This window comes from Luteibacter mycovicinus, assembly GCF_000745235.1.
Classification (GTDB): domain Bacteria; phylum Pseudomonadota; class Gammaproteobacteria; order Xanthomonadales; family Rhodanobacteraceae; genus Luteibacter; species Luteibacter mycovicinus.
The window spans coordinates 2,113,923-2,125,755 of the sequence record NZ_JQNL01000001.1; the positions used below are offsets into that span (position 1 = coordinate 2,113,923).

Annotated in this window: 7 protein-coding genes; 5 read left to right on the forward strand and 2 right to left on the reverse strand. The window is 67.1% G+C overall.

What is annotated here, in order from left to right; genetic code table 11:
- Window positions 1-12: 12 nt before the first annotated feature.
- Together FA85_RS09520 and FA85_RS09525 are read right to left on the reverse strand one after the other, a co-directional pair.
- Window positions 13-2,358 (reverse strand): ABC transporter permease, encoded by a 2,346-nt coding sequence (locus FA85_RS09520; protein ID WP_036109299.1) that lies wholly within the window; start codon window positions 2,356-2,358, stop codon window positions 13-15.
- Window positions 2,355-3,119 (reverse strand): ABC transporter ATP-binding protein, encoded by a 765-nt coding sequence (locus FA85_RS09525; protein WP_036109298.1) that lies wholly within the window; start codon window positions 3,117-3,119, stop codon window positions 2,355-2,357. Before FA85_RS09525 ends, FA85_RS09520 begins: the two co-directional genes overlap by 4 nt.
- A 309-nt stretch (window positions 3,120-3,428) precedes the next feature.
- On the opposite strand from FA85_RS09525, the gene FA85_RS09530 reads away from it, so the two are divergent.
- From FA85_RS09530 to FA85_RS20880, 5 genes are all read left to right on the forward strand, one after another.
- A complete protein-coding gene (locus tag FA85_RS09530) occupies window positions 3,429-4,238 on the forward strand; it encodes a BUD32 family EKC/KEOPS complex subunit (RefSeq protein ID WP_036109296.1) in 810 nt (269 codons plus the stop codon).
- Between the two features lie 56 nt (window positions 4,239-4,294).
- Window positions 4,295-6,781: a response regulator gene (locus tag FA85_RS09535; protein ID WP_051943176.1), complete on the forward strand. Its 2,487-nt coding sequence runs from the start codon at window positions 4,295-4,297 to the stop codon at window positions 6,779-6,781.
- 153 nt (window positions 6,782-6,934) lie between these two features.
- On the forward strand, window positions 6,935-9,112 hold the full coding sequence (locus tag FA85_RS09540; protein ID WP_036109293.1) for a glycoside hydrolase family 3 N-terminal domain-containing protein: 2,178 nt from the start codon (window positions 6,935-6,937) through the stop codon (window positions 9,110-9,112).
- Window positions 9,113-9,152: 40 nt separating this feature from the next.
- Window positions 9,153-9,929 carry a 3-hydroxybutyrate dehydrogenase gene (locus FA85_RS09545; protein ID WP_036109290.1) on the forward strand — a complete coding sequence of 259 codons (777 nt, stop codon included), beginning with the start codon at window positions 9,153-9,155 and terminating at the stop codon, window positions 9,927-9,929.
- Window positions 9,930-10,063: 134 nt separating this feature from the next.
- Entirely contained in the window at window positions 10,064-11,803 is a 1,740-nt protein-coding gene (locus FA85_RS20880) for an alpha/beta fold hydrolase (RefSeq protein WP_051943174.1), read from the forward strand.
- Window positions 11,804-11,833 lie beyond the last annotated feature (30 nt).

Here is an 11,833-nt window from a genome sequence, read left to right on the forward strand (position 1 = left end):
GGCGTGCCACACTCAGCCGCCACGCAGGATGGGGAGTGGTTGAAGGTTAGCCGCCCACCATGCGGGACGTGCGATCGCGACGAGCGCGGCGGCGATGAATACGAGCACGGCGGCTGCCACCGCCACGGCGTCGACACGCTCGACCTGTGGCCATGGACGCGTCAGCACGGCCGCGATAGACCCGAGCACCGCGCCGGCGACAGCGGCGAGGAAATAGCCGGTGATGGCGCCATGGACCAGTCGCCGTCGCGGTTCGCCCAGCGCCGTACGCAGGGCGAATTCGCGGTGGCGTACAGCCAGATCGACGGACTGACTCGAATACAGACCCACGGTCGCCAGGACCAGGGCGGCAAGTGCCGCGGCGGCGAGCAGATTCGCGTTGCGCCGCGCCTCCGCCGTCGGTTCACCCACGAGGTCGGCAAGCCGCCGGTACGCGCCTGCCGCGACAAAAGGCGCCACCTCGCGCAGTCGGGACGCGAACGCCTCTTCGCTGCGTCGCTCCTCGGCGGCCGGCACCCGCCACACCGCGTACATCGGCATCAGGCGGCGAATGAACGCATAGATGGCAGGGTCGACCTGGCTGAGCGGGACGAACACCGTGGCGACCGCACGCTCCGACGGTCCCGCTACGCGTGTGTCCGCGACGATGCCGACGATGCGCAGCGGTGGCGTCACCGCCAGGCGGGAATCGGACCGGACGAAGCCGCCGAGCGTCCCGCCCATGGTCTGCACGAACGTCGTGTTCACGACGGCGACCGGCGTGGCCCCGGCCCGGTCGGTATCGTCGATGGCACGGCCCGCGAGGCGCGTGAGGCCCAGCGCTTCCGTCGTGCCCGGCGTCACGACGGCGAAGCGGACGAAGTGACGGCGACCCGTCGCGTCGAGGAAGGGCATGACCAGACCGTCACCCCGGGGCAGCAGGTTGGTGAATCCCAGTGGCCCGCTCAGCGACGTTCCGTCCGTGCCACGGCGGAGGTCATCGAGCATGCCGAGCACGTCGTCGCGTGTCGGATAGGAGGATACGTCGAGGTGCATCGGAGCAAACTTACCGCCTGTCGCATCGAAGCCCGGTGCGACTTTTTCGAGACTGACGAGGCGAGCGACCGCCACCGTCGCAAAAACCAGCAGCGCACCGGCAAAGGCGGACTGAACCAGAATCAAGCCGATGCGGGTCGCCCGCGCCAGCCTTCCCAGCCCATGACGTCCGTCCACCGCGATACGCTCGCGCAGGAGGTCGGCGAGGCTGTCGTGCACCATGCCTGAAACGGCGGCCATCAGCACCAGAGCCACGTCCACCGCCATGGCGGTCAGATACACGCGGGGAGATGTCTCGATCGGCAGGGCGCTGCTCAACCACGTCTCCGGGACGACGTCCTGAAACGCCTGCACGATAAGTGCGCCGGCAGGAAGGCCGAGGCCTGCGGCCAGCACACCGATGGCGAGCGCTTCCTTCACGGTGGACGACCAGGGTGAAAGCCCACGCGCTCCAAGCGCCATGCGTATCGCGGTATCGCGTGACCGGGTGAGACCTCTCCCGAGCATGAGATTCGACAGTGCGATGCCCGCCGCCGCGAGAACGCCTCCCGCACAGGCCATCAGGCCGAGCAGTGGAGCCCTGGCGTTTCTTACCAGAACGAGCGCCAGCGGCGTCGCCCCCACGTCGGCGTCGGCGCCGGCATCGAGAGGGTGACGACTCGCTTCCCGGGCCGTGCGCCCGGCGACCTCGGACGACAGGGCGTCGACCGTGGCGCCCGGCCGGAGGCGCGCCACAGCGATCAGGTTGTCGGCCGCGTCGTCTGCCGAGCCGGAGACACGCATTGGCAGGACCACGTCCACATCCTGGAAAAACCGGTACCCCTTCGGCAGGACGCCGATCACCGGCATGCGGCGCCCGTCGACGATAACCTCCCGGCCGAGGATCGACGGGAGACCGCCCCCGTGGCGACGCCAGAAATCGAAAGACACCATGGCGCCCATGCCGTCGGTGAGATTCCTCCCCGCGGCGGGCGCGACCCCGAGCGTTGCGAGAAAACCCGGGTCCACACGCTGGCCCTGGAGCAACCACCGCTGCTCACCCATGACGAGGTTCACGGCGCGGGGAAGACGCGTCGCGCCGCGCGATTCGACACTGGCAAGGCCGTCCATCGCCCCGACGAATCGCGGCGATGCGACGCGCGTCGGATCGCCGCGGTAGCTGGCGCCGTAAACGGCAAGACGGTCGACGTCCGCGAAAGGCGGCGGCCGCCACAGCAGCGAATCGACCAGGGTGAGCGCCGCGGTGAAGGCGGCGATCCCTAGGGACAGGGTGATCGCGGCAAGCGCGAGAAAGCCGACGCGCGCCCCACTTCCACGGTTCACGGGAGCGAGCCCGCAAGCTGCCGCTCGTCGAGTCCGGACCCCGCCTCTCTCTGCCACTCGGCGTAGCTCGTCTCATCGACCAGTCGGCCGTCGAGCAGCCTGACGATGCGGTCGGCGGCTCCACGAAACCGCTCCTCGTGAGTCACCAGGCAGATGGTCCGGCCTTCGGCATGCAGGCGTCCGAGCAGCGCCATGAGTCGTTCGCCACTGGCAAGATCGAGGCTTCCCGTGGGTTCGTCGGCCAGCAGAATGGCGGGATCCCCGGCAAGGGCGCGCGCCACCGCGACCCGCTGTTGCTGGCCACCCGACAACTGGGCCGGGTAATGACGCACGCGGTGGGACATGCCGACGTCTTCGAGCGCCCGCAGGACCCGCTCGCGACGCTCCCGCCGCCCGATGCCGCTGCGATAGGTCAGTGGCAAGGCCACATTGTCGAAGACATCCATGTCGCTGATCAGATTGAACGCCTGGAAGACGTAGCCGATCCGCTCGTTGCGCAGCCTCGACCGTGCCACCCTGCCAAGCTGCCCTGCCTCCACGCCTTCAAAACGCACTTCACCCCCGCTGGGATGGTCCAGAAGGCCCATAAGCGAAAGCAGCGTCGTTTTGCCGCATCCCGACGGCCCGGCGATCGCGAGGAACTCCCCCGGGCGGACGTCGAGGTGAATGTCGGTGAGCGCATGGTGTTCGATGCTTCCGGCACGAAACACCTTGGCGATGCCGCGCATGGCGATCACGGGGGAGTTCGCACGCGGTTCCATGACGCGTTTCCTGCGTTCGTGCGGGGGGACTCCGAGACTAGCGCGCCAACTTCACGTTGTCGTGCCACCGAGCCGTGCGATGCAAACGATGGCGGGCGTATTGCCGGATTTGCGTGGTGATCCCAAGCGGTGACGGGACCTCACTCAGCCTTTGGTAATGGCTGCTCATACCCGGGGCCGGTAGCCCTCCTTTATGACAAAGCTTAGAATTGGCTTATGGGGAGGAACGCGGAAGTCTGTCCGCGGCAATCGGAATGCGCGGGGTCGCCAGCGGGGGCGGCCCGACAGCGCTGGTACGGAGTTCTCTCGATGGTTCAACGTTTTTCTCTTGGTGGCCGTGTCGCCTGGCTCAAGCGCTACGACCCGGATGGCTGGCTGCGGCCGGCGCTCGTCACATTGTGGAACGGCCTGGTCACTCGCCTGGATCTCCAGGCGCTGCGTTCGCCGCCCCGCCATGCGGGTGAGGCGGCCAAGGCCGTGGAGGCCCGGCGGCTGCAGACGCTCAGCGCCTGCGGGGCACCGGTGCCCCGCATCCTGGGCGAGGGCCCGCGCAGCCTGATCCTGAGCGATATGGGCCCCACGCTCGCGCATCGGCTGAAGCGCCTCACCAGTGCCAACGATGCCGATGTGCTGGTCAGGCAGACCGCGCGGGCGATCGGCGAGCTCCATCGGCACGGCGGCTATCTCGGCCAGGCGTTCGCGCGCAACATTACCGTGGGCGACTCGGGCGTCGGTTTCATCGACTTCGAGGAAGACCCGAGTGAGATCATGAGCCTGTCGCAGGCCCAGGCACGTGACTGGGTGATGTTCACTACGGGGGTAGGTCCGTATTTTACGGGCCGTATGGATGTCCTTACGGGCCTGATCCATGACGAGGCGGTCGCAATGGAACCCGCCGTGGCCTCCGAAGTGCGCCGCATCGCCCAGCGTCTGAGCTTTCTGGAGCGTGCCGGACGCCTGCTCGGTCGCAAGACGGCCGCCATCGCCGGCGCGATCGGCGCCATGCGCAAGGGCTTCGCACTGCTGGCGATCGGTGCGTTCATCGTCGATCTGGCCAGCGACGGGGACTGCGATATGTGGCTGGCGATGATGGATGTGGTCCAGCGCGCCACGACCTGAGTGCGCTGGCGCGTTACCATCCGGCGTCGCCCCGATCTCCTTCCAAGGTTCGCCGCATGGCTGTCCCCTCGACCGATTCGTCCTGGTTCCTTCCGCACGACCGTGAACTGGGGCGGTTGATCCGCGATCTGGACTGGTCGGCGACCGCGCTCGGACCCATCGACGGGTGGCCGCCGACCCTTCGGCATGCGCTCGCCGCCATGCTGCGCGCCGACGCGCCAATGGCGATCTTCCAGGGACCGGAGGGCGTTTTTCTCTATAACGACGCCTACCGCGCCATTGCCGGCGTGCGACATCCCGAGGTCCTGGGCCGGCCGATCGTGCAGGCATGGCCCGAACTGGCGGAGTTCAACCGGAACGTCCTCGACGTCGTGCTGGCCGGCGGCACGCTCGCCTATCGCGATCAGCATGTCGTGCTCGATCGCTCCGGCGAATCGGAGGACGCCTGGCTGCACCTCGACTTCAGCCCGCTGGTGGATACCTCCGGCGTTGCCGGTGGCGTGTTGGTGGTGATCAAGGAAACGACCCGGCGCGTGGAGGTCGAAGAGCGTCTGCGCATCGCCCAGCAGGCCGGCGGCGTCGGTTCGTTCGAGTGGTTTCCCGAGACCGGTCGCCTCGAAGTGTCAGAGGAATACCGCCGCATCTGGGGTCTTCCCGCCGAAGGTATCGTCACCGACGCGATGCTGGGCGAACTGCTTCATCCCGACGATCGCCACGAGGCCGCGCCGCAACGGCTGGATCGGGCGAACCCGCTCGATTACACCGAATACCGGCGCATCGATCCCCTCACGGGCGAGGTCCGCTGGATCGCACGGCGTGGGGAAGTCATCGCGCGCCCGGGTCAGGCGCGCCGCCGCTTCATCGGCATCGTCATGGATATCACCGCGCGGAAAGCGGCCGAAACCGAGCTCGCCGCTTTCGCCGCGACGCTGCAGGAGCGCGTCGCCCAGCGCACCGCCGAACTGCTGCGCACCCAGGACGCGCTGCGCCAGAGCCAGAAGATGGAAGCGATCGGCAACCTGACCGGCGGCGTCGCACATGACTTCAACAACCTCCTGCAGGTCATCAGCGGCAATCTCCAGCTGCTGGCCGAGGATGTCGGTGGCAACGAGCGTGCGGAGCGACGCGTCCGGCACGCCCTGGCGGGCGTGGCGCGAGGCTCGAAACTCGCATCGCAGCTGCTGTCGTTCGGCCGGCGACAGCCGCTCGCGCCCAAGGTGGTCAACATCGGCCGCTTCATCCGCAACATGGACGACCTGCTCCGGCGGACGCTGGGCGAAGCCATCGAGGTGGAGACGATCGTCGCCGGCGGCCTGTGGAATACCCTGATCGACCCGGGCAACGTGGAAAATGCCCTGCTCAACCTCGCCATCAACGCGCGCGACGCGATGGACGGCCAGGGCAGGCTCACGATCGAAGCCGGCAACGCCTATCTCGACGCGCAATACGTCAGTTCGCTCGACGACGGCGACGTCACCGCGGGCCAGTACGTGCTGCTTGCGGTGACCGACACGGGCCATGGCATCGACGCGACCATCGTCGACAAGGTGTTCGAACCGTTTTTCACCACCAAACCGGAAGGTCGCGGCACCGGTCTGGGCCTTTCCATGGTCTATGGCTTCGTCAAACAGTCCGGCGGCCACATCAAGGTCTACAGCGAGCCGGGCGAGGGCACGACGGTGAAGCTCTATCTGCCGCGAACCACGCAGTCCGAGGACATCATCGTCGACATCGATGCCGGTCCGGTGACGGGCGGCCATGAGACCATCCTCGTCGCCGAGGATGACGAAGCGGTACGCGATACCGTCGTCGCCCTGCTCGCAAACCTGGGCTATCGCGTACTCAAGGCGCGCGACGCGCAGAGCGCACTCTCGATCGTCGACAGCGGTATTCCGATCGATCTGCTGTTTACCGACGTGGTGATGCCCGGCCCGCTGAAAAGCCCGGAACTGGCCCGCAAGGCACGCGAGCGTCTTCCGGGGCTGGCTGTGCTGTTCACGTCGGGCTACACGGAGAACTCGATCGTGCACGGCGGCCGCCTCGACGAAGGGGTCGAGCTGCTGAGCAAACCCTATACGCGGGAAACGCTGGGTCGCAAGCTGCGCCAGATCCTCGCCGCGCAGGCGCAGCGCCATGCCGGCGACCCGGCAGCGCCGTCGGTCGCGGCGCCCACACCGGCAGCCACCAAGGCTCTCCGCATCCTCGTCGTCGAAGACGACTGGCTGGTACGCACCACGGTCGTGGAGATGTTGCAACTGCGCGGCCACGACGTCCGCGAAGCCGGCGACGGCACGCGCGCCACCGCCCTGCTTGACCAGGAAGCGGCGGACCTGGTCATCACGGACGTCGGGCTTCCGGGCATATCCGGCATCGAGCTCGCCGCGACATTGCGCCAGCGCTTTCCGGACCTGGCCGTGATCTTTGCCACGGGTCATGCCGGTACGGCCGGTCTTCCCGACGATGAGCGCAGCGCCGTGCTGGCCAAACCGTATGGCTCACAGGCACTGACCAAGGCCGTCAGCCGCTTGTTTCCATCCGGCTGAGCGGCGCGATCCGTGCGCCTCAACACATTGTGGCGCAACGACGTAATCGTTTACATGTAACGGCATTTACGTACCCACTTCCGGGGCCGATGCCAGTATCCTTGCCCGCCTGACGCGCCCTCACGCGTCCACTTCGCTTTCAAGGCAGAACCCATGAACCGTGATCCCCGCATCGAAGACCTGATCGCCCGCATGACCATCGAAGAGAAGGTCGGCCAGCTCGGGTGCTTTGCGGATGCCCTGCGTCCGTTCGCGCCCGACATCAACCCGGAAGCGAATGCGCTGGGTGCGGCGGAGGTTCGCGAACAGATCCGTGCGGGCCGCGTGGGCTCGCTGTTCAACGGCGTCGGCGCGGCCGAGGGCCGCGAGGCGCAGCGCATCGCCGTGGAAGAAAGCCGCCTCGGTATTCCGCTGCTGCTGGGTGCCGATGTCATTCATGGCATGCGCACCGTATTTCCGATTCCTCTGGGTGAGGCGTCCACGTTCGAGCCCGACCTCGCCGAGCGCACCGCGCGCGTGACGGCCGTCGAGGCCACTGCCGCCGGCATCCACTGGACCTTCGCTCCCGCCGTGGACATCGCGCGCGACCAGCGCTGGGGACGTGTGGCCGAGGGTGCGGGTGAAGACGTGGTGCTGGGCTCGGCGTTCTCCGCCGCGCGTGTGCGGGGTTTCCAGGGCGCCGACCTCAAGGCCGACGATTCGCTGCTTGCCACGCCGAAGCACTTCGCCGCCTACGGCGCGGTCGCGGGCGGCATGGAATACAACGCCGTCGATATCTCCCCGCAGACGCTGCGCGACGTGCACCTGCCGCCTTTCAAGGCGGCGGTCGATGCCGGTGCGCTGACCTTCATGAGCGCGTTCAACGACATCAACGGTGTACCCGCATCGGCCAACCGCGAACTGATGACCGACATCCTGCGCGGTGAATGGGGTTTCGAAGGCCTCGTCGTTTCCGATTACACCGCCGACATGGAACTGATCGCGCATGGCTTTGCCGCCGACGAACGCGACGCCACGCGTCTCGCCTTCGTCGCGGGTGTCGACATGAGCATGCAGAGCGGCTTCTACGCGGCGAACCTGCCCGACCTCGTCGAAAAGGGCGAGGTACCGATGGACGTGCTGGATGAAGGCGTCCGTCGGGTGCTCACCGTGAAGCAGGCGATCGGCCTGTTCGACAATCCCTACCGCTCGCTCGATGCCGTGGCCGAAGCGGATACGTCGAAGCGGGCCGGGCACGACGAGCTGGCGCGCGATGCGTCGCGTCGCTCGATCGTGATGCTGAAGAACGACGGCGTGTTGCCGTTGCGCAAGGCGGGTCAGAAGATCGCCCTCATCGGTCCGTTCGGTACCGATGTCGACAACATCGAAGGCTGCTGGACGTTGTTCGGCGACAAGACTCGGTACGTGACCATCGAGGCCGGCCTTCGTGCCGCTCTCGACGATGCGGGCTCGCTCGAGGTGGTCGCCGGCAGCGGCATCGAAGATGCGATCGACGGCGGGATCGATGCCGCCGTCGCGGCGGCGAAACGTGCCGACGTCGTTCTCCTCGCCATCGGCGAACCGCAGGTCTATTCCGGTGAAGCGCAGTCGCGCACGCAGATCATCGTGCCGCCCGCCCAGCAGGCGCTGGCCGAGGCCGTCGCCGCCACCGGCACACCGGTCGTCGTCCTGCTGAAGAACGGTCGCGCGCTGGCCCTTACCGGTGCCGTGCGCAGCGCCTCGGCCATTCTGGTGACGTGGTTCCTCGGCACGCAGACCGGCCCGGCGATCGCCGATGTCGTGTTCGGCGATTACAACCCGGCCGGGCGTCTTCCCGTGAGTTTCCCGCAGGACGCGGGCCAGCAGCCGTACTTTTACAATCACCTGCGCACCGGCCGCCCGGAACTGGCGGATCAGCCGCCCGCGTTCAAGGCGCGCTATCGCGAAGTCACCTTCGAAGCCCTGTACCCCTTCGGCCACGGGCTCAGCTATACCTCCTTCGGTTACGACGCGCCACGCGTGAAGGCCCGCGTGCGCTGGGACGAAACCATCGTCGTCTCCGCCACGGTGACCAATACCGGTGGCGTCACCGGCGAAGAGGTGGTGCAGCTTTACATCCACGATCGTGTCGCCAGTCGCGTGCGGCCCGTGCGTGAACTGAAGGCGTTCCGCAAGATCCTGCTCGCTCCAGGTGCCTCCGAAGAAGTCTCCTTTGAGCTGACCCGCCGCGATCTCGCTTTCACTCATCGCGACGGCACGACGTTCGAAGCGGAGCCGGGTGAGTTCAATGTCTGGATCGCGGGCTCGTCCGCCCAGGGCGAACCGGCCACGTTCATGCTCGACCCAGCCTGATCGGCATAATGGCGCCCTCTTCCTCGAAGCGGAGCGCGCCATGCACGACCTCACCGGCAAGATCGCCCTCGTCACCGGCGCCGCCAGCGGTATAGGTCGCGCCATCGCCACGGCGTATGCCAACGCGGGGGCGCGTGTCGTGGTCGCCGATATCGCCGCCGACAAGGCGGCCGAGACGGCCGACGCGATGGGCCACGGCGCCATCGGCATGGCCATGGATGTCACCGATGAGGCACAGGTCGACGAGGGCTTCGCGCGCACGCGGCGTGAACTGGGTCCGGTCGATATCCTGGTCAGCAACGCGGGTGTGCAGATCATCGCGCCGATCGTCGACTTTGCTTTCGCCGACTGGAAGCGGATGCTCGCCATCCACATGGACGGCGCGTTCCTTACCACGCGCGCGGCCATGCGCCAGATGATCGATGCCGGTCGCGGCGGATCCATCATCCTGATGGGGTCGGCTCACTCGCACGTCGCCTCGAAATTCAAGGCGCCTTACGTGGCGGCAAAACATGGCCTGCTCGGGCTTGCGCGTGTCGTCGCGAAGGAAGGCGCCACCCATGGCATCCGTGCCAACGTCCTCTGTCCAGGCTTCGTGCGTACACCGCTGGTCGAGAAGCAGATCCCCGAGCAGGCTAAGGAACTGGGCATCGGCGAAGACGCCGTCATCCGCGATGTCATGCTACGCGACACGGTGGATGGTGAATTCACGACGCTCGAAGACATCGCCGACACCGCACTGTTTCTTGCGGGCTTCGGGTCGAACGCGATGACCGGGCAGTCGCTCCTGGTCTCGCACGGCTGGCATATGCAGTAAGCGGAACGACGGCCGGCGACCACATGATCCGTCGGGAAGCGCCAACTCCATGCAAGCACGAGGCTGATACGACCCGACACCACGCTTCACTAACGTGAGCGTCCTTTTCCGCCACCCAGGCCAAGGACGTCCTCATGACAACATTACGCTCGCTGGCTTCATCGGCCGGCATGCTCGCCGCGTTCGCGCTCCCGGCCGTCGCACAGGTCGCTCCGTCGCCGGTCTATCAGGTACCGTCGGTGGCCACCCAGGGCATCACGTGGTCGGCATGCACGGATCAGGATGCTGACCCGGCGATCCATACCCTGCTCGGCGACCGGCTACGCTGCGGCACGGTGAGCGCTCCCCGCGATCACCACCGTCCCGCCGACGGCAGCATCCGTCTTCGCGTTCTCCGCGTAGCAGCGGCGGATGCCGCGAAGCGCCAGGGTACGCTCTTCGTCAATCCGGGCGGTCCCGGCGGCGATCCCAGGCAGTTCGCCGCGATGCTGGCCGCGATCTGGATGCACGCGAAGCCGGACGACCGCGTGCACGGCGAGAAGAAGCGCATGGCCGATGCGTTCGATCTGGTCGCCGTGGTGCCCCGGGGGATGCCGGGCAGTGCGCCTCTGACCTGCGCGGGAGAGTTTCCCGACGCCCGCTCCATCCTGCTCGACCGCACGCCGCGCAATATCGCCCGGTGGGACCTGTTGCAACGCCGGCTCGCGGACGCCTGTCGCGCGGACCCGCTTCACCCGTACATCAGCACCGAACAGACCGTGTACGACCTCGACCTCGTTCGTCGGGCCCTGGGCGAAAGCACGTTCAACTACCTTGGCACGTCGTACGGCACGTGGCTCGGCGCGTGGTACGGGGCTACCTATCCCGAGAAGGTGGGTCGGATGTTGCTGGACTCGTCCATGGATTACACCTCGTCCATGGAGGAAAACTTCCTGCTTACCGCGCAGGCGGAACAGGAGCGCTTCGACCGGCTCGTCGTCAAACCCGCGGTGGCCGCGTCCGCGCTCTACGGCCTGGGCGAGGACCAGGCCGCCGTCCGCGGCGTTCTCGCGACGATGCCCTATCGCGTACAGCGGACATGGACGGGAGAATACCGCTCGCCTGAAAGCCTTAAAGCGGCGCTGGCCATGTCCGAGTGGCTGCGTGTCCAGCCTGAGCTCGACCGCGACTCGATGGCCACGCGAATCGCGACGGACGTGCTTCATCCGGACGCGGAGGTCGACCAGCGAATCCGCGCCGAAGCATCGCGCATGCTGGCGGCGCTCTACACCCCCGCCGCCGACGATACGCCTTCCCCACTTCCGGCCATGTCCGCGATGCTCGTCGCCGTGCCTTGCAATGACACACCTGGAACACGCGACGCCGGTATCTGGCACGAAACCATTGCGCGCTACGCGCGGGATTACCCCGCCGCCCGCAGTGGCGACCTGGTCAACGCATGCGTGTTCTGGCCGGGTCCGAATGCGGTGAAGCCCCCCGTCGAGCGACTGGCGCGCGCGGGCCAGATCCTCATCATCGCCTCCGAGCACGATACGGTGACGCCGGTGTCCGGCGCACTGAGGATGATCAACGCCCTGCCCAATGCTTCGTTGCTGGTACTGCGAGGCAGCGACCGCCACTCGGTGTTCACGCTGACCGACGAAGCCTGCGTCGAGCGTACCGGAGCCCGTTTTCTGCTCGATGGGCGAAAGCCCACCGAACAGCTGACCGAATGCCAGGTGGATGGCGCGAGCGCGCCGGCGCCGACATCCGCGACACCCCAGGTGACCCGATTCACGGACACCGCTCGCGTGCAGCAGTGGCGTGACCGGCTCGATCGCCTGTTCGGGCAGAAGCCGAGACTCTATCCATCCCCGCGCTCGACATCCCATTGAAGGCCATGACGGCCCGTTTTCCATCTGTAA

Excerpts from the sequence above, each read along its gene's own strand:
- FA85_RS09525 (WP_036109298.1), bottom strand. The coding sequence starts at position 3,119 with ATGGAACCGCGTGCGAACTCCCCCGTGATCGCCATGCGCGGCATCGCC.
- FA85_RS09530 (WP_036109296.1), top strand. The coding sequence starts at position 3,429 with ATGGTTCAACGTTTTTCTCTTGGTGGCCGTGTCGCCTGGCTCAAGCGC.
- FA85_RS09535 (WP_051943176.1), top strand. The coding sequence starts at position 4,295 with ATGGCTGTCCCCTCGACCGATTCGTCCTGGTTCCTTCCGCACGACCGT.
- FA85_RS09540 (WP_036109293.1), top strand. The coding sequence starts at position 6,935 with ATGAACCGTGATCCCCGCATCGAAGACCTGATCGCCCGCATGACCATC.
- FA85_RS09545 (WP_036109290.1), top strand. The coding sequence starts at position 9,153 with ATGCACGACCTCACCGGCAAGATCGCCCTCGTCACCGGCGCCGCCAGC.
- FA85_RS20880 (WP_051943174.1), top strand. The coding sequence starts at position 10,064 with ATGACAACATTACGCTCGCTGGCTTCATCGGCCGGCATGCTCGCCGCG.